Source organism: Micromonospora sp. NPDC049203 (assembly GCF_043197215.1).
Classification (GTDB): domain Bacteria; phylum Actinomycetota; class Actinomycetes; order Mycobacteriales; family Micromonosporaceae; genus Micromonospora.
The window spans coordinates 129943-146967 of record NZ_JBICSV010000007.1 but is presented as its reverse complement, the minus strand read 5'-3'; the positions used below and the strand labels follow the sequence as shown (position 1 = coordinate 146967).

The 17025-nt window shown below is 74.1% G+C and carries 14 protein-coding genes and 2 tRNA genes; 6 read left to right on the top strand and 10 right to left on the bottom strand.

The annotated features are described in order from the left end of the window. Positions 1-27: 27 nt before the first annotated feature. Positions 28-3171: a BTAD domain-containing putative transcriptional regulator gene (locus ACGFIA_RS20330; RefSeq protein WP_393261395.1), complete on the bottom strand. Its 3144-nt coding sequence runs from the start codon at positions 3169-3171 to the stop codon at positions 28-30. Positions 3172-3221: 50 nt separating this feature from the next. Here ACGFIA_RS20330 and ACGFIA_RS20325 point away from each other — a divergent pair, with 50 nt between their 5' ends. Continuing rightward, the gene (locus ACGFIA_RS20325; RefSeq protein ID WP_393261392.1) at positions 3222-3914 is read left to right on the top strand and encodes a hypothetical protein; all 693 of its coding nucleotides are present in this window, start codon (positions 3222-3224) and stop codon (positions 3912-3914) included. Between the two features lie 38 nt (positions 3915-3952). Here the strand turns inward: ACGFIA_RS20325 and ACGFIA_RS20320 are convergent, their stop codons facing one another. Then, positions 3953-4723 (bottom strand): GNAT family N-acetyltransferase, encoded by a 771-nt coding sequence (locus ACGFIA_RS20320; protein WP_357470571.1) that lies wholly within the window; start codon positions 4721-4723, stop codon positions 3953-3955. Between the two features lie 52 nt (positions 4724-4775). On the opposite strand from ACGFIA_RS20320, the gene ACGFIA_RS20315 reads away from it, so the two are divergent. Next, complete coding sequence (locus tag ACGFIA_RS20315; RefSeq protein ID WP_357388591.1) at positions 4776-5243, top strand: SRPBCC family protein; 468 nt, start codon at positions 4776-4778, stop codon at positions 5241-5243. 33 nt (positions 5244-5276) lie between these two features. On the opposite strand, the gene ACGFIA_RS20310 is transcribed toward ACGFIA_RS20315, so the two are convergent. Then, positions 5277-5864 carry a GNAT family N-acetyltransferase gene (locus ACGFIA_RS20310; RefSeq protein ID WP_357388593.1) on the bottom strand — a complete coding sequence of 196 codons (588 nt, stop codon included), beginning with the start codon at positions 5862-5864 and terminating at the stop codon, positions 5277-5279. Positions 5865-6042: 178 nt separating this feature from the next. Here ACGFIA_RS20310 and ACGFIA_RS20305 point away from each other — a divergent pair, with 178 nt between their 5' ends. Beyond that, the gene (locus ACGFIA_RS20305; RefSeq protein WP_357470574.1) at positions 6043-6834 is read left to right on the top strand and encodes an AAC(3) family N-acetyltransferase; all 792 of its coding nucleotides are present in this window, start codon (positions 6043-6045) and stop codon (positions 6832-6834) included. Positions 6835-7306: 472 nt separating this feature from the next. Here ACGFIA_RS20305 and ACGFIA_RS20300 read toward each other — a convergent pair whose 3' ends face one another. Then, the gene (locus ACGFIA_RS20300; RefSeq protein WP_357388596.1) at positions 7307-8107 is read right to left on the bottom strand and encodes a helix-turn-helix domain-containing protein; all 801 of its coding nucleotides are present in this window, start codon (positions 8105-8107) and stop codon (positions 7307-7309) included. A gap of 99 nt (positions 8108-8206) precedes the next feature. Beyond that, complete coding sequence (locus ACGFIA_RS20295) at positions 8207-9046, bottom strand: alpha/beta fold hydrolase (RefSeq protein ID WP_357470577.1); 840 nt, start codon at positions 9044-9046, stop codon at positions 8207-8209. A gap of 568 nt (positions 9047-9614) precedes the next feature. On the opposite strand from ACGFIA_RS20295, the gene ACGFIA_RS20290 reads away from it, so the two are divergent. After that, complete coding sequence (locus ACGFIA_RS20290; protein WP_357388600.1) at positions 9615-9989, top strand: hypothetical protein; 375 nt, start codon at positions 9615-9617, stop codon at positions 9987-9989. A 24-nt stretch (positions 9990-10013) separates the two neighbouring features. On the opposite strand, the gene ACGFIA_RS20285 is transcribed toward ACGFIA_RS20290, so the two are convergent. The 4 genes from ACGFIA_RS20285 to ACGFIA_RS20270 all read right to left on the bottom strand — a co-directional run bounded on the left by ACGFIA_RS20285 (position 10014) and on the right by ACGFIA_RS20270 (position 13828). After that, a tRNA-Ile gene (locus ACGFIA_RS20285) sits at positions 10014-10090 on the bottom strand. 123 nt (positions 10091-10213) lie between these two features. Beyond that, on the bottom strand, positions 10214-11449 hold the full coding sequence (locus tag ACGFIA_RS20280) for an NAD(P)/FAD-dependent oxidoreductase (RefSeq protein ID WP_357470589.1): 1236 nt from the start codon (positions 11447-11449) through the stop codon (positions 10214-10216). Further along, the gene (locus tag ACGFIA_RS20275) at positions 11442-13577 is read right to left on the bottom strand and encodes an MMPL family transporter (protein ID WP_357470592.1); all 2136 of its coding nucleotides are present in this window, start codon (positions 13575-13577) and stop codon (positions 11442-11444) included. Before ACGFIA_RS20275 ends, ACGFIA_RS20280 begins: the two co-directional genes overlap by 8 nt. Positions 13578-13755: 178 nt before the next feature. Further along, positions 13756-13828 (bottom strand) — tRNA-Asn (locus ACGFIA_RS20270). Between the two features lie 270 nt (positions 13829-14098). On the opposite strand from ACGFIA_RS20270, the gene ACGFIA_RS20265 reads away from it, so the two are divergent. Together ACGFIA_RS20265 and ACGFIA_RS20260 are read left to right on the top strand one after the other, a co-directional pair. Continuing rightward, complete coding sequence (locus ACGFIA_RS20265; RefSeq protein WP_357388606.1) at positions 14099-14491, top strand: hypothetical protein; 393 nt, start codon at positions 14099-14101, stop codon at positions 14489-14491. A 96-nt stretch (positions 14492-14587) separates the two neighbouring features. Next, positions 14588-15772, top strand: a complete 1185-nt coding sequence (locus ACGFIA_RS20260; protein ID WP_357388608.1) for an ROK family transcriptional regulator — start codon at positions 14588-14590, stop codon at positions 15770-15772. A 150-nt stretch (positions 15773-15922) separates the two neighbouring features. On the opposite strand, the gene ACGFIA_RS20255 is transcribed toward ACGFIA_RS20260, so the two are convergent. Continuing rightward, positions 15923-16930: a sugar phosphate isomerase/epimerase family protein gene (locus tag ACGFIA_RS20255; RefSeq protein WP_357388610.1), complete on the bottom strand. Its 1008-nt coding sequence runs from the start codon at positions 16928-16930 to the stop codon at positions 15923-15925. Positions 16931-17025 lie beyond the last annotated feature (95 nt).

Here is a 17025-nt window from a genome sequence, read left to right as displayed (position 1 = left end):
CGCACCGGCCCGGACCGGGCCGCACGATCACCGAGCCGGGTCGCCGCCCACGAACGTGAGGGCGTCGGCCCGGCTCCGGCCGCTGCCCCGGGCGTACGCGGCGGCGTATCCGTCCTCGCCCAGCTCGGCGCGCAGCCGCTCGGTGAGCCGCTGCGCGTCCGGGTTGGACCGGTCCGGCCGGCCGCGCAGCGAGTCGGATACGCCGAGCAGCTCGGCCGCCCGCTCGTACCGGCCCTCCGCCGAGGACAACGCCGCCCAGCCGACCGCGATGATCGCGACCACCGGCATGTCCCGGGCGGCGAGGCTGCGCGTGGTCGCCTCGTCGAGGCACCGGCGTGCCCCCGGCAGGTCACCGCGGGCCAGCGCCAGGTGACTCGTCTCGGTCAGCAGCAGGGCGTGGAACTGCGGGGCGGGAAGCGGCGTCTCCGCCTGGTGGCGCGTCGCCTCGGCGAGGCACTCCCGCGCCTCGTCCAGCGAGCCGTCGGAGCGGGCGATGCTGCCGAGCATCATCAGCCCGAACGCCGCGTCCCGCCCGTCCCGGCCGGTCACGAACCGGCGCAGTTCGGCCTTGGCGCCGGTCACGTCGCCGGCGCGGGCGCGGATGGCCGCGAGCCAGATCAACTGGAAGCCCGGCTCCGAGGCCGGGTTGAGTTCCCGGGCCAGCCGCACCGACTCCTCCAGAGCCTCGGTCGCCGCCGCGAAGTCGCCGCGTTTGGTGAGCGCGTCCGCGTACTCGCTGAGCACGTGCGACAGGCTCATCCGCTCACCGACCGCGCGCAGCTCCCCGGCGGCGTCGGTCAGGTCGCGCAGCGTGCCCTCGGCGTCGCCGTCGTTCTCCTTGAACTTGCCGCGGATCGCCAGCAGCGTGCCGTCGGTCCACGGATCGGGGTGCCCCCGCGCCCGGTCGATCGCGGCGATCCCGGCCGCTGTGTCCTCGCCGAAGATCGACAACATCGGCGCCAGCAGCCCCACGATCGGGTGCCCGGTCCCCTCCGCCGCCCGCAGCGCCGCCGTCAGCTCCGCGATCTGCTCCGGCGACGGCCCCCGCTCCCCGTTCGCCAGCTCCGCGCCGATGCGGATGGCGAGCACCACCGCCCGCTCCTCCGCCGGCGCCGGGCCGGGCAGCGCCAGCGCGCGGGCCAGCACGTCGCCGCCGATGCCGCCGGTGTCGCCCCAGATCACCAGCGGCAACGCGAGCCCCGCACCGATCCGCAGCGCGGTGTCGGCGTCACCGGCGTCGCAGGCGTAGTGCAGCGCGCCGACGATGTTCTCCCGTTCCGCCTCCAGCAGGCGCAGCCACGGCAGTTGACCGGCGGTGCGCAGGTGCGGCTCCGCGGTCCGGACCAGGTCCCGGAAGTACGCCGCGTGGGCGGCGCGCGCCCCGGCCGTCGCCCCGGCGGCGGCGAGCCGTTCCAGCCCGTACTCCCGGATGGTCTCCAGCATCCGGAACCGCCCGTCGCCGACCACCTGGAGCAGCGACTTGTCGACGAGCGCGTCGAGCAGCGCGGCGGCGGCCGGGCCGGCGACGCCGGCCGCCGAGTCGGCGGTGACCGACGCCGGGAAGACGGCGAGCCGTTCGGCGAGCCGGCGCTCGTCGTCGGTGAGCAGCCCCCAGCTCCAGTCCACCACCGCCCGCAGCGTGCGGTGCCGGGGCAGCGCGGTGCGGCTGCCGCCGGTCAGCAGCCGGAATCGGTCGTCCAGACCGGCCGCGACCTGCCGCGGCGACAGCGTCCGCAGCCGCGCCGCGGCGAGTTCGATGGCCAGCGGCAGGCCGTCGAGCCGCCGGCAGATCTCCACCACGTCCGCCACGTTGTCGCCGGTCACCCCGAACCCGGCCCGCACCGCTGCGGCCCGGTCGCGCAGCAACTGCACCGACGGGTACGCGAGCGCGTCGCCCGGCGCCGCGTCCGCCGGTGGCAGCCGCAACGGGGGTACGGGGTCCAGCGCCTCACCGACGATGCCCAGCGGCTCCCGCGAGGTGGCCAGCACGCGCAGTCCCGGGCAGTGCCCGAGCAGTTCCTCGGCGAGCCGGGCGGCGGCCTCGACGACGTGTTCGCAGTTGTCCAGCACGATCAGCGTCTCGTCGGCGGCGATCGTCTCCACCAGGCGGCCGAGCGTGTCGCGGGCCGGCTGGCGTGCCGGTTCCAGCGTCCGGTCCCGCCGGCCGAGCGTGTCGAGCACGGCCCGTGGCACGTCCGCCGGGTCGGTGATCGGCGCCAGCTCGACCAGCCAGGCCCCGCCGGGTACGCCGTCCGCCAGCTCGCCCGCCGCCACGCTGGCCAGCCGCGTCTTGCCCGCTCCACCCGGCCCGAGCAGGGTGACCAGCCGGTTGCCGGCGAGCAGCCCGGTGAGCCGGCGCAGGTCCTCGTCGCGCCCGACGAACGTGGTGAGCGCGGCCCGCAGGTTGCCCCGCCGCGCCACGGGCGCCGGCCGCGGCAGGGCCGCCTCGCCGCGCAGCAGCTCCAGGTGCGCGGCCCGCAACTGCGGCGACGGGTCGACGCCCAGCTCGTCGGCGAGCCGCTGCCGGATCCGCTCGTACGCCGCGAGCGCCTCGGCGGGCCGCCCGGCGGCGGCGAGAGTCCGCAGGTGCAGTTCGGCCAGCCGTTCCCGCAACGGATGCGCGGCGGTCAGCTCCTCCAACTCGGCGACCAGCAGCTCCGGCCGCCCGGTACGCAGTTCCGCCTCGATCCGGTCCTCCTGCGCGGTGAGCCGCAGTTCCGCCAGCCGCGCCACGGCCGCCGCCGCGTACGGGACGTCGGCGACCTCGGCCAGCGCCGGCCCCCGCCACAGCGCGAGCGCGTCGCCCAACGTCGTACGCGCCGTCGCCGGGTCCCCGTCACGAAGCGCCGCCCGCCCCTGCCGGGTCAGCCGTTCGAACCGCCCGGCGTCCACGTCGTCCGGGTCGAGATCCAGCCGGTAGCCGGCCGGGCCGCTGCGTACGCCGAGCCCGGGCACCGCCCGGCGCAGCCGCGACACCAGCGTCTGCACCGCGTTCGCGGTGTCGGTCGGCGGCTCGTCACCCCAGAGCGCCTCGGCCAGCGCGGACACGCTCACCGGCCGGCCTGGGTCGAGGGCGAGACGGATCAGCAGCGCCCGCAGCCGCGCCCCGGCGACGCCGACCGGCCGATCGCCGTCGCGGACCTCAAGCGGCCCGAGGATCCCCACCTGCACCGTGCCACTCTCTCATTCCCCGCAGACCCGATGCTGGCAAGATCGCGGGCGTGACGAGTGTGTCCCGCCCGCTGCCCCGGCTCGTACCGGCCGAGGCGTTCGCGGACGTCCCCGCCGACCGGCTCCTGGCGGTGCTGGAGGCGGTCACGATGGTCCTCACGCTCCCCCACCGCGCCGCCGAGCGGGTGGACGCGCTCGTGGTGCCCACCGGCCAGGGCGAGGACTGGCGTCTCACCGACGCGATCCGCGCCTGGGAGACCGGCCCGGCAGTGCGGCACCTGCTGGTGGCGAACACCGATCCGGCCGAGCGGACCTACCACCCGCTGACGCTGGACCGGCTGCGGGGACTGGGCCTGCGCCGGGTCGACGGGGTGGTGCTCCAGGCCGAGCCGGTCACCGGCACCGGCCGGCAGGCCGTGTGGATCGTGGAGCGGGTACGGGCGCTGGGCATCGGCAGCGTCGCGCTCGTCGTCTCGCCGTACCACCTGGTCCGGGTCTACCTCACCGTGCTGCGGGCCTGCGACGACGCCGGCCTGCGGATCCCGATCGTCCCGCTGCCCGTGGCTGTCGCACCGGACGCCCCGGTGCCGGAGACCGGCGCGGCCGGGTACGACCTGGTGGCCGGCGAGGTCAGCCGGCTGCTCCGCTATCCCGGCGAGGGTTGGATCGCCAGCCCGGAACGGCTGCGCGACTACCTGCGCTGGCTCTGGTCCGAGCACCGCCTTCTGCTCACCGGCGCCTGAGGGTTCACCGCCGCGGGAGCGCGTCGACGGCCGGCGGGCTACGCGTCGGGGATCCGGACCGTGAGCACCCGGGTGAGGATGCGGAAGCCGGCCGCGTCGTACATGCGGCGGGCCGGGTTGCCGTCGACCACCGACAGGCCGACCGACGGCAGCCCTGCCTCGCGTGCGCCGCGCAACGCGTGCACGAGCAGCGCGCGGCCGAACCCCCGGCGCTGCGCGCGAGGAGCGACGCCCAGGTTGAGGATCCAGGCGCAGTCGTCGTCGGTCCACGGCACCGGCCCGGCACACAGCACGTGCCCGGCGCTGCGGCCGTCCGGGTCGATCAGCCGGGCCGAGGCGGGCACCAGCGGCGGCACCGGCTCGCCGGTGTCGAACATGGCCCGTACCTCCTCGGTGTCGCCGGGCTGCCAGCGGCCGTCCGGGTGGTCCGGGCCGTACGCGGCGTCCAGCCCTTCGGCGAGGTCGTCGTCCCAGCCGGGGGCGCCGAGCGACCAGCCGTCCGGCAGCACCACCGGCTCGGGTACGTCGGCCAGGGCGTGCCGCATGTCCGTGGCGGCCCGCTCCAGGCGCAGGCCGTCGGCGATCAGCGCGGCGGCCAGTGCGTCGTCGGGTGTCTCCAGCCGGTGCCCGGCGAGGTCACGCCGCACCTGCGCGACGAGCCCGGCGAGCGGTGCCCCGGGCAGTGGCCGGACCTCGGCCGCGACAGGCGTGCCGTCGTCGTCCCGCAGCCGCATCCGGGCCAGCTCGGTGTCGTCGTCACCGAGCAGCAGCGAGTCTTCCGGGGCGTCGCGGTGCGGTCCTACCGGCATTCGCGGGAGCGTACCGTCCCCCTGCCGTGGGGCCTGGGCCTAGGGTTGGGGGGTGGGCAGGGTCGATCGGGGTGGACGGACGATCGCCGCGAGCCGGGCGGCGGTGTACGACGCGCTCGTCGACCGGGCCGCCCTGGAGGCGTGGCTGCCGCCGGACGGGATGCGCGGACGCATCGAACACTGGGATCCGCGCCCGGGCGGCGGGTTCCGGATGGTGCTCACCTACCTCGACCCGGCCGGCGCCCCCGGCAAGACGTCGGACGCCACCGACGTGGTCGACGTCGGGTTCGCCGAACTCGTACCGGGGCGGCGGGTGGTGCAGACCGCCGTGTTCCAGGCCGACGACCCGGCGTACGCGGGCACCATGACCATGACCTGGCACCTCGGCGCGGCGGGCGGCGGCACCGAGGTGACTGTCACCGCGACCGGCGTGCCGCCGGGTATCGACCAGACGGCCCACGAGGAGGGCATCGCGTCCTCGCTGGCGCACCTGGCCGCGTACCTCGAACCAGGCGCCTGACCACGACGGAGGCGGCCGGGCGGTCGTGGCCCGTCAGTCGTCGCCGCGGACCCGGGCGTGCAGATGCATGTCGTGCCGCCCGTCGTCGTGGACGGCGGCGCTGCGGGTGGTGCCCTCCAGCCGGAACCCGGCCTTGACCGCGACGCGGCACGACGCGAGGTTGTGGGTGGAGTGGTCCAGCCAGAGCCGGTGCAGCCGGCCCTCGGCGAGCGCCCACGCGCTCAGCGCCCGCAGCGCCCGCGAAGCCACGCCCGCGCCCCTGGCGGCCGGGACCACCCAGTACGCGCACGCGGCCACGCCGTCGGCGAGGTCGACGCCGCCCATGGCGATGCGGCCCACCACCTCGCCGCCGCCGCGCGTCACCGCCCAGCCCGCGCCCGCCTCCTGCTGCCAGGCCCGGTGGAGGTGGGCGAACCAGTCGAGCACCTGCTCCTCCGACGCGGGCCGGCGGGTGTGCCAGCGGCGGATCTCTGGATCCTGGTACGCGGCCAGGACAGCGGGCGCGTCGGCCGGCTCCCACGGGCGCAGGATCAGGCCATCATCGGCGGGCAGCGTCGGTTGCGGGCCTGCGGCGAGGCTGCCGGCGGGGACGGCGGGCGGTGTCGACAGGGGAAAGCGCATGCCTCACCTTCCACTACGGACCGTCGGCTTACCACCCGCCCGCGTGAGCGTGGGCGGGCCTGCTGCGTCACTCTCGTCTCCTCGTTCACCGGCAACAGACGCCGGACGGCACCGCAGCTATCCCGGAACCGGAGAAACGATCCACCGGCACCGTCACCGGCCGCCTACACTGCGCCGCGTGGACCAGGCCGCGCCGCACACCGTCAGCTCCCTCGCGTACGACCTGCGCGCGCTCGGCGTCGCCCCAGGTGACGTCCTGCTGCTGCACTCGTCGTTCCGGAGTCTCGGGTTCGTCGCCGGCGGCACCGAGGCGGTGGTGCGGGCGCTCCTCGACGCGCTCGGGTCGGGCGGCACCCTGGTCGTGCCGACGCACACACCGGAGAACACGGACCCGGCGCAGTGGCGGCATCCGCCCGTACCAGAGGCGTGGTGGCCGGTCATCCGCGAGCAGACGCCCGGCTTCGACCCGTCGTGCACGCCGAGCCGGTGGATGGGCGCCGTCGCCGAGACGGTACGCACCTGGCCGGGCGCCCGGCGCAGCGACCACCCGCAGGTGTCCTTCGCCGCGCTCGGCGCGCACGCCGCCGACATCGTGGACGGACACCGCCTCGACGACGCGCTGGGCGAGCACTCACCGCTGGGCGCGGTGTACCGGCTCGACGGCACGGTGCTGCTACTCGGCTGCGACCACAGCTCGAACACCTCGCTGCACCTGGCGGAGTGGCGCCAGGCGTCGCCGCCGCGGGCGGTGACGGGCTCGGCGGTACGCATGCCGGACGGCACGAGCCGGTGGACCACCTGGACCGACGTCGTCACCGACGAGGACGACTTCGACCGGCTGGGCGCCGACTTCGAGGCGACAGGCGACGCGACGACCGGCCGGGTCGGCAGCGCGCCGGCCCGGCTGATGCGCCAGCGCGCACTGGTCGACTTCGCAACCGCCTGGATGGCCGCGAACCGCACACCCTGACCCGCCCGCCGCGCCCGCCGCGCCCGCTCCGTCGATCTTGGACTTATGGTGCCTCGGATGTCCCGCTAGTGGCGTTTGCGAGGTGCCACAACTCCAAGATCGATAACGGGTGGACGCTCGGACGGGACGGGGCGAAGGGGTTACGGTGGGCCGCTAGACTCCCCGGCTCACCAGCAGGACGTGGGAGCGTACGTGATCAGACTGTTCCGGAGCAGGAAGCCGGCGTGCCGCTGCCGTCCCCAGTGGCCGGCCCTCGTCACGGAGATGAACGGCTACCTCATGCCGTGCCTGCCGTCCGAACACGGCAGCCCGTTCACCACGATGATGGAGCTGTCAGCCCGGTGTGCCGAGTGCTCCGCGGCGTACCCGGGCAACTTCGTCATCGATCCCGACACGCCACCCCCGTTCGACTGGGCACACGAGCCGGAGAACACCGTGTGCTCCTGCGAGCCCCGATCGCCGAAGCTGATGGTCAAGTTGCGGGGTCAGTGGTTTCTCGGCCACCCGGGCACAGATGGCGGGTCAACGGCGAAGCCGGCCATGCGACGTGGTCGATGGCGAGCCACGGAGCGGCGGCCACGGCCGTGGGCGTGAGCCCGGTGATCGCGGTGACGTCGCGGTGGAGGTGGGACTGGTCGGCGTACCCGCTCTCGGCGGCGACGCCGGCCGGGGTGCGGTCGGCCGCGAGCAGGTGGGCGGCGTGGTCGAACCGCACCAGCCGGGCGGCGCGTTTGGGTGTGATGCCGAGCTGGGACCGGAAGCGGGACCACAGACGCTTACGGCTCCAGCCCACCTCGTCCGCCAGGCCGTCGACCCGCAGGCGCCCTCGGCTGGTCAGCGTCCGCCGCCATGCGTGGGCGACCTCGGGATCGATCCTGCGGAGTGCGGGCCGCCGGCCGAGGATCTCCGCCACGATCGCGAACCGCTCGTCCCAGGACGTGGCGGCGCGCAGCCTGTCCTCGGCTCGCCCGGCGTCGCGGCCCCAGATCTCCTCAAGCGGCACGACCACCCCGGTGAGCTCGGCCGACGCGTGGAGAACGGTGGCCGCCACGGCGGGCTCCAGCCGAATCTGGAGGCAGTCGACCCGCGATCGGCCGGCTGCCCGGAACCCGCCGGGAAGCAGCCCGACGGCGACGCTGCCGCGATGGTCCCGGCCGTGGGCGTCGTAGACGGTGTAGTCGCCCTTGCCCAGGTCGAGCAACAGGGTGACGGCTGGATGCGCCACCATCGCGATCTCCCACGGCACGCCCGCACGTCGGCGGAACCCGGCCATGCTGATCCCCGGCAGCCGACATGACTGGCGCGGGACCGCGACGTCCACGTCCGACCACGCCCAGTCGGATGAGGGCCCACTTGACGGCACGTGACCAGCCTATGCCTGAGGGGTGACGGGCGGGGTGCCGCCGCTACTCGCCGCCGCGAAGTCCAGCAGCAGTTCGCCGGTGGTCGCGGGCGCTTCGAGGACGGACATGTGCCCGACGCCGGGCAGCAGCTCGACCCGCGCGTTCGGCACCGCGTCGTACCGGTGCACCGACGCCGGATCCCAGCGCGGGTCGGCAGCGCCGAAGATCACCAGCACCGGCACTTCGAGCGCGGCGATCCGCTCGGGCACGCCGCGCTCGGCGATGTACTCGGCGTTGTGGCGGAGAACCGTCCTCATCGTGCGGTAGGTGAGGCCGCGTACCTCGGCCACCATCTCGTCCGGGATGTCCACCGGGCGAGCGGCCGTCGCACCGATGCCCCTGCGGATCCACCCGTCCGGCCGGATCGACCAGATGAGCGGACCGAGCAGCGGCCCCAGCAGTACGCGGAGGACGACCGGCTGCGGAAGGAGCACGTCAAGGCTCGGACCGGTGCTGATCAGGGCGAGCGACGCCACCAGGTCGGGGCGCTGTTCGGCGAGCGCGGTCCCGACGTAGCCGCCGCTGGAATGTCCGGCCACCGCCGCCCGGCGAACGCCGAGGTCGTCGAGGACCGCTGCCACCCGGTTCGCCTGGGCGACCACGTCGTACGACGGCGCGGGCGCGGACCGGCCGCACCCCGGGAGGTCGACCCGAATGACGTGATGGTGGGCGGCCAGTGCCGGGACCATCAGGCCCCAGGAGGCGCTCGCGGCACCCGAGCCGTGGATGAGTACCAGCGGCGGCGCCTGCCGCGGGCCGTCGTGGACGACATGTATGCCGTGCGGGTGCTCGACGTCGTGCTGGGTCATGTAGGCGATGGTGCGCGGGGCATCGGGTGCTCGTCTTGGACAAATGTCTGAGTCGGTCGCCGGCCCGTCGACCTGGCCCGGCGCGATCATTCATCCGGACAACGCGCCGTCACAGCGGGTCGCCGAGGCTCATCCGCCCCGGCCGGTCTCTGGCGAGGCGTGGCTCGGGACAGAGCCCTGGGATCGCCGAGGTCCTGCCGACCGGCGCCCGGTCCAGCCGGCCCATGGTCGGCACTGCGTCCGCCATGTATCGTCGCGCTTCCGCAAGATCGAGAGACAGGAATAAGACGTGACGGTACGACGGCTCGGGCTCTGCGTGGCGGTCGCCGCGATGCTGCTCACCGCTTCGGCGTGTGGCAGCGCCGACGAGATGCCGAGCACGCCCACCGTGGCGGCGAGCACATCCACGGAGTTCCCCCTCGCGACGCCCGCGGCGCCGACTGCGACACCGAGCCTCGCACCCGAGCCCTCGTCGACCCCCCGGCCCTCGGAGACCCCACGGACTGCGGGGACCTCCAGGTCCTCGACGGCCCCTGCGGCGCCGCCCACGACCAGGAAGGCCACTCAAGTGGCCACCGCCAGCAACAAGGCGGCCTGCACCGCCCTCAAGGGCCCGTTGGAGAAGGCCATCGCCGGCCTGATCACCCTGGCCGGGGTCGCCGCCGCCTCGACAGTGGAGGCCGAGATCGTCAACGCTCGGGCGGAAGCGCTCGACCGGTTGCGCAACCTCGAGGTGGTGACGAACCGGGTGGCCGGCGAGCAGGCGGACCGCACGCTGCGGAGCAAATTCGCGCCGCTCATGATGGCCGCAGGCCGGAAGGCCGCCGAGATCCGCTCGATCAAGCCGACCCAGGTGGAAGGGCTCGTGAAGGTAGCGAGCGACACGGCTGCCCTGGAGGCTGCGGTCGACAAGCTCGAGCCGATCTGCGGCAGGTACTGGTAGCTCGGCTGAGCAGGAGGTTTCGGGTGGTGGGGCGGGCGGGGTTCGAACCCGCGACCGAGGGATTATGAGTCCCCTGCTCTAACCGGCTGAGCTACCGCCCCGTGACCGCGCCGGATCGTAACCCGCCGATCGTTGCCCGGACCACCACCCACCGGGCGGAAGTCTGCCGCGACAGCACGATGGGCAACGCGAGGATAACAACGCGCAACCCGCCCACCAACGCGTCACGCGCCCCGCAGGTCGGCCACCACGGCACCGGCCGTACGCCATCCGCTGGCGAGCGCGCCCTGGATGGATGGGCTGTCGCGGTGGTCCCCGGCCACGTACTGGCCGTCGCCGAGCGCGACCGGCTTGCGCAGCCGGCCCTGCGGTGGCGGGGCGGCGGGGAGCGCGTCCGGCACGGCGACTGTGGTGAGGTGGGTCCAGTCGGCGGTGGAGCGGCCGTAGAGGCGGTCCAGTTCGCGCCGGATCACCGGTTCGGGCGGGGCCTGCGGGCCGACCACCGAGGTGGCGATGAGGTGCCGGCCGTCCGGCGCGTACGTGGGCGCGGCCCGGCTCACCACCACCGTGTTGGCGATCATTTCGCGCCGGTCGCCGTCGAGCAGCAGGATCGGCTCGTCCAGGGGCGCCGTGCCGGTGCTGTGGTAGTAGGTGGTGTAGGCGTGCATGCGTACCCGAGGAAGACCTGGCAGCAGCGTGGCCGCCGCCGGTGGGTCGACGGCGACCACGACGGCGCGGGCGGTGATCTCGCCGGACGGGGTGCGGACCCGGCCGGGGCCGACCTGGGTGACCGGGGTGTTCAGCTCGATCAGTTCGGCGGGCAGCGGCGCGGCGAGCGCCCTGGGCAGCGCCTGCATCCCGTCCGCCGGGAGGCCGATCCTCCCCCGGGCGAAGGAGCGCATGACGACCGCGAGGACGTGGCTGGAGGTGGCCAGCTCACGGTCGAGCAGCACGCCGGACAGGAACGGCCGGAGCAGTTCCTCGATGATCGCGTCGGAGAGCCCGGTCCGGCGCAGCGCCTTCTCGGCGGTGGTCTCGGGCGTGCCGAGCAGCCGCCCGACCGGCACCGTCGCGTAGCCGGCGGCGAGCGCGGCGAACCGCAACCTGTCGGTCAGCGACCCGATTCCGGCGGTGAGCGTGCCGGGCGCGCCGCTGGGTTCGCGCAACGGGTTGACCAGGCGTTCCAGCCGGTCGCCGCGACGCACCAGCACCCCGGAGGTGAACCAGCCCAGGTCGAGCGCGTCGAGGTCGACCAGGCCGCCGAGCCGCGGGTACGCGGTGTTGAGCACCTGGAAGCCCCGGTCCAGCAGGAACCCGTCGACGCGGTCGGTGGCGACCCGCCCGCCGAGCCGGTCGCCCGCCTCCAGCAGCCGCCACGGCACACCGGCGCGGTGCAGCCGCCGGGCGGCGGCGAGACCGGCCAGGCCGCCGCCGACGACCACCACGTCCGTGTCAGGCACGGTCCACCCCCGCCCCGGCGCGGTCGCCCTCACGGTGCGACCGCGACAACCGGCCCGGCCACCAGACCTTCGGCCCGATGTCGTACGCGAGCGCGGGCACCAGCAGCGAGCGGACCACGATGGTGTCCAGGAGTACGCCGACGGCCACCGCCACGCCCAGCTCGACGAGCACCACGAGCGGCAGGACGGCGAGCGCGGAGAACGTGGCGGCGAGCACGATGCCGGCGGAGGTGATGACGCCCCCGGTGACGGCCAGTCCGGCGAGCACTCCGGCGCGGGTGCCGCGGCGTACCGACTCCTCGCGGACCCGGCTCATCAGGAAGATGTTGTAGTCGATGCCGAGCGCGACCAGGAACACGAACGCGAACAGCGGGAACGACTGGTCGACGCCGGGGAAGTCGAAGACGTATCGGAACAGCAGCGCGCACAGGCCGAGCGTGGCCAGGAACGACAGCACCACTGTGGCGATCAGCAGCACCGGGGCGACCAGGGCGCGCAGCAGCAGGGCCAGGATGACCGCGATGACCAGCAGCACCACCGGGATGATGACGTCGCGGTCGCGTACCGAGGCGTCGGCGGTGTCCACGTTGATCGCGGTGAAGCCGCCGACCACGGCGTCGGCGCCGGGTACCCGGTGCACCGCCTCGCGCAGGTCGCGGATGGTGCGTTCGGCGCCGTTGCTGTCCGGCGGGTCGGCGAGCGTGACGTCGAGCTGCACCCGGCCGTCGACCACCTTGGGGGGCGCGTTCGGGTCGGGCGGCGCGTTCTCGCCCCGCTCGCCGAGCGGCAGCACCGAGGCGACTCCCGGTACGCCCTGCGCCACCTGGGCGACCTGCCGGGCGGTGGCCTGGGTGGTGAAGATGAGGGCGGGGCTGCCGGTGCCGGCCGGGAAGTGCCTGTCGATGACCTCCTGCCCGGCCACCGAGTCGGTGCGCTGGGTGAACAGCTGGGACTGGCCGAGCGTGGTGGCGCCGAGCTGGGTCACCCCGATCGCGAGGGCGGCGAGCACCACGGCGGTGACGGCCCAGACGGTACGCGCGCGGCGCGCCACGAACCCGGCGATCCGCCCCCAGATGCCGTGCTCGGTGCGCGGGTCGGCCTGGTCGTAGCGGGGTCGCCGGGGCCAGAACGCCCACCGGCCGCCGAGGACGAGCAGCGCGGGCAGGAACGTGAGCATCACCAGCAGCGTGGCGGCGATGCCGACGGCGCTGACCGGGCCGAGCGCCCGGTTGGAGTTGAGGCTGGACAGCAGCAGGCAGAGCAGGCTGACGATGACTGTGGCGCCGGAGGCGATGACGGCCGGGGCGGCGCCCTTCCAGGCGGCCCGCATCGCGTCCCAGGGCCGCTCGTACCGGTGCAGTTCCTCCCGGTAGCGGGCGATGAGCAGCAGCGCGTAGTCGGTGCCGGCGCCGAAGACGAGCACGGTGAGGATGCCCTGCGCCTGCCCGTTGAGCTTGACGATGTCGTGGTCGGCGAGCAGGTAGACGAAGACGGCGGCGAGCGAGTACGACATCCCGGCGGCCAGCAGCGGGAAGATCCAGAGGACCGGGCTGCGGTAGACGACGAGCAGGATGACAAGCACCACTGTCAGCGTGACGAGCAGCAGCGGCCCGTCGATCGCGCTGAACACCTCGATCAGGTCGCCGAGCAGCCCGGCGGGTCCGGCCACGTCGACGGTGAGCCCGTCGCGGTCCGGGCCGGCGATGTCGCGCAGGCGTTGCACCACGGACCGGATCTGTTCGCCCTCGGCGCTGTCGATCGGCACGATCACCTGGGCGGCCTGCTTGTCCTGGCTGACGACCGGTGGCGGCAGCGGGCCGACCACGCCCGGCACCTCGGCGAAGCGGGCCGCGTCGGCCTGGATGCGCTGCTGGTCGGCCGGGGTGAGGCCGCCGGGTCGTTCGTAGACCACGAGTGCCGGGGTGGTCTCGCGGTCGACGAATCCGCCGGCCAGGTCCTGCGCCCGGGTGGACTCGGCGTCGGCCGGCAGGAAGGAGGCGTTGTCGTTTGTGGAGACCTCGCCGAGCTTGCCGGAGTAGGGGCCGGCGATGCCGCCGACGATCAGCCACCCGAGCACCACCGCCACCGCGATCAGCGTCGCGGTCCAGCGGCTGCGTCCTGCGGCCATCTCCACCGTCCTCGAATCGACGCATCAATCGACGCAGCGGGAGTCTAAGTCGACGCCGACCATCCTGCCGGGCGAACGAGGACTCGGGGGCGGAAACCGGGCAGCCGGGCGCATCGCCGGGGCCACCGGAACGACGAACGCCCGCCGGCGATGCCGACGGGCGTGACGTGGATCGAAGCTCCCCCGATTGGACTCGAACCAATAACCTGCCGGTTAACAGCCGGCTGCTCTGCCAATTGAGCTACAGGGGACCGTGCACCGCTCGGTGCGGATCTCTCCGCTCCGTGCGACGGGGACAAGAGTACAGGACATCGGGGGGTGGTGCGCCAGGGGGTTACCGGAGGAGGACCCGACCGGGCGGACGCGCCAGGATTCCGGACAAATCGTCATCTCGGCACAGGGAGGCATGAGCGGAGAGCAGGATGGGTAGTTAGCCGTCGACAGAGAACGCAGGCGCGAGACGGTCGTTCCGCCGAGCTGGCGGGAAACCGGCGAGAGCGTCAGGTACGGAAGGAGCCGCCATGCGCGGAAAGATCATGTTTCTTGGCGGGCTGGCTGCGGGATTCGTCCTGGGCGCCCGTGCCGGCCGGGAGAAGTACGAGGAGCTGGTGGTCCGCGGGCGCAAGGTGCTCGACCACCCGACCGTCCAGGAGGCGGCCGGGGTCGCGCAGGCCCAGGCGAACCGGCTCTACTCGGAGGGCAAGGACAAGCTGGGACAGACCAAGATCGGTGAGAAGCTCGCCACCGGCAACGGCGGCAAGCCGGGCATGACCGACGCCGACAAGCCGTTCGCCGGCACGCCGGCCTCGGTCGGCAGCCGCAGCGCCAACGGCACGGCCTCGACCAGCACGTCCGGCTCGACCAGCACGACCGGCACGAGCACCAAGCCGTCCAGCACCGGCAACACGCTCTGACAACAGCGGACAGCGGGCCGGTCACCTCCGGGTGACCGGCCCGCTTCCGTGCGCCTGGGCCCGGGTGTGGCACATTCTCGGTGGGGAGGTGGCCGCATGCCGATGGTCGGACCGGAGACGGTGGATCAGGCGCGGCTGCTGCGCCTGCTGCGCGACGACGGTCCACGCTCCCGGGTCGAGCTGGCCGACCTGCTCGGCCTGCCCCGGGCCCGGTTCGCCGCCGAGGTGGAGCGGCTGACCGCGCTCGGCCTGGTGGAGGGCGCCGGACCGGCCGCGTCGCGAGGCGGACGCCGCTCGTCGCTGCTGCGCGTCGGCGCGCAGGTCCGGTTCGGCGCGGTACTCGTCGGCGGCGGCGTCCTGCGGGTCGCGCTCACCGACGGCGAACTGAACCCGCTCGCCCGGCACGACGAACCGGTGGACGTGCGGCTCGGCCCGGACGTGGTGGTCGGGCGCGTCGCCGAACTGCTCGGCAAGCTTCGCGTCGAGGCGGGACTGACGTCACTCACCGGCGTCGGCGTCGCGCTGCCCGCGCCGGTCGAGGTCCGCGACGGCACGCCGGTGTCCGCGCCGGCCCTGCCCGGCTGGCACCGCTTCCCGGTACGCGACACGCTCGCCGCCGAGCTGGGCTGCCCGGTGCAGGTGGACAACGACGCCAACGCGATGGCCCTCGGCGAACGGCACGCCGGCACCGGCCGCCCGTTCGACGACTTCCTCTACGTCAAGCTGGGTGAGGCGGTCGGCTGCGGGCTGGTGCTCGCCGGGTCGCTCTACCGGGGCGCGGCCAGCGGGGCCGGCGACATCGGCCATCTCCAGCTCACCGAGGACGGGCCGCTCTGCGGCTGCGGCAACAACGGGTGCGTCGAGGCGTACTGCGGGGATGCCGCACTGGTGCGGGAGGCGGTGACGGCCGCGCGGGCGGGGCGCTCGACGGCGCTGGCGGACCGGCTCGCGGCGGCCGGGACGCTGTCGGTGGCCGACGTGGCGTCGGCGGCCACCGAGGGCGACGCGGCGGCACAGACACTCGTCCGCGACGCCGCGCGCCGGCTCGGCCGGGTGCTGGTCGGGCTGGTCAGCTTCGTCAACCCGGCCATCGTCATCATCGGCGGGGCGCCGGCCGGGACCGGGCCGGTCCTGCTCGCGGAGATCCGGAGCGTGGTCTACCGGCGCTCCACACCGCTGGCCACCGGCAGCATGCCGATCGTCCTGTCCGACCTCGGCGACACCGCCGGCCTGCTCGGCGCAGCCCACCTGGCCAGCAACCACACCTACACCGCCCGCTGACCCACCCCACCCCACCCCACCCTCTTCGCCCCGCCGATCTTGCAGTTGCGGCCCCTGTGATGCCGCTTATTCCCGTTTCGGGAGGGCCGCAACTGCAAGATCGCGGGCGCGAGAGGACGGAGGGCGGGGCGGGAGGGTGGGTGGGGTGGGTCAGTCGCGGCTGGTGAAGGCGGCGTCGAAGGCCGCGGACGGGGCGTCGAAGGCCAGGCGGCGGACGAACTGGAATGCCTCCGGCGCGCCGACCAGGCGGTCCATGCCGGCGTCCTCCCACTCGACCGAGATCGGGCCGTCGTAGCCGATCGCGTTCAGCGCCCGGAAGCAGTCCTCCCACGGCACGTCGCCGTGGCCGGTGGAGACGAAGTCCCAGCCGCGCCGCATGTCGGCCCAGGGCAGGTGGGAGGAGAGCCGTCCGCGCCGCCCGTCCCCGGTACGGACCTTCGCGTCCTTGCAGTCGACGTGGTAGATCCGGTCGGCGAAGTCGAAGATGAAGTTCACCGGGTCCAGCTCCTGCCAGACGAAGTGCGACGGATCCCAGTTCAGCCCGAACGCCTCCCGGTGCCCGATCGCCTCCAGCGTGCGCTTCGTGGTCCAGTAGTCGTACGCGATCTCGCTGGGGTGCACCTCGTGCGCGAACCGCACGCCCACCTCGTCGAAGACGTCAAGGATCGGGTTCCACCTGTCGGCGAAGTCCTGGTAGCCGCGCTCGATCATGGCTGGTGGCACCGGCGGGAACATCGCCACGGTGTGCCAGATGGACGAACCGGTGAAGCCGACGACGGTGCGTACGCCGAGCTTCGCCGCCGCCCGCGCGGTGTCCTTGATCTCCTCGGCGGCCCGCTGCCGCACCCCCTCCGGCTCGCCGTCGCCCCAGATCCGGGCCGGGAGGATGTCCTGGTGCCGCTCGTCGATCGGGTGGTCGCAGACCGCCTGCCCGACCAGGTGGTTGGAGACGGCGAACACCTGGAGGTTGTGCCTGGCGAGGGTGTCCCGTTTGCGCTCCACGTACGAGTCGTCGGCGAGTGCCTTGTCCACCTCGAAGTGGTCGCCCCAGCAGGCGATCTCCAGCCCGTCGTAGCCCCACTCGGCGGCAAGCCGGCAGACCTCGTCGAACGGCAGATCGGCCCACTGGCCGGTGAAGAGCGTGATGGGTCGCGCCATTGTCCTTCTCCCCTGCGGTGATGGGGGATTCCGTCGCGGACCGGGGCGAGGACGACCGGAGGCGGCACGTGGGCACCGGTGGACGCCGCGGCGTC

What these genes read in the sequence shown, in the direction of transcription:
- ACGFIA_RS20265 (WP_357388606.1), top strand. Translation starts at nt 14,099, where the DNA reads ATGCGCGGAAAGATCATGTTTCTTGGCGGGCTGGCTGCGGGATTCGTC.
- ACGFIA_RS20320 (WP_357470571.1), bottom strand. Translation starts at nt 4,723, where the DNA reads ATGCCGGTAGGACCGCACCGCGACGCCCCGGAAGACTCGCTGCTGCTC.
- ACGFIA_RS20295 (WP_357470577.1), bottom strand. Translation starts at nt 9,046, where the DNA reads ATGACCCAGCACGACGTCGAGCACCCGCACGGCATACATGTCGTCCAC.
- ACGFIA_RS20260 (WP_357388608.1), top strand. Translation starts at nt 14,588, where the DNA reads ATGCCGATGGTCGGACCGGAGACGGTGGATCAGGCGCGGCTGCTGCGC.
- ACGFIA_RS20275 (WP_357470592.1), bottom strand. Translation starts at nt 13,577, where the DNA reads ATGGCCGCAGGACGCAGCCGCTGGACCGCGACGCTGATCGCGGTGGCG.
- ACGFIA_RS20310 (WP_357388593.1), bottom strand. Translation starts at nt 5,864, where the DNA reads ATGCGCTTTCCCCTGTCGACACCGCCCGCCGTCCCCGCCGGCAGCCTC.
- ACGFIA_RS20300 (WP_357388596.1), bottom strand. Translation starts at nt 8,107, where the DNA reads ATGGCCGGGTTCCGCCGACGTGCGGGCGTGCCGTGGGAGATCGCGATG.
- ACGFIA_RS20255 (WP_357388610.1), bottom strand. Translation starts at nt 16,930, where the DNA reads ATGGCGCGACCCATCACGCTCTTCACCGGCCAGTGGGCCGATCTGCCG.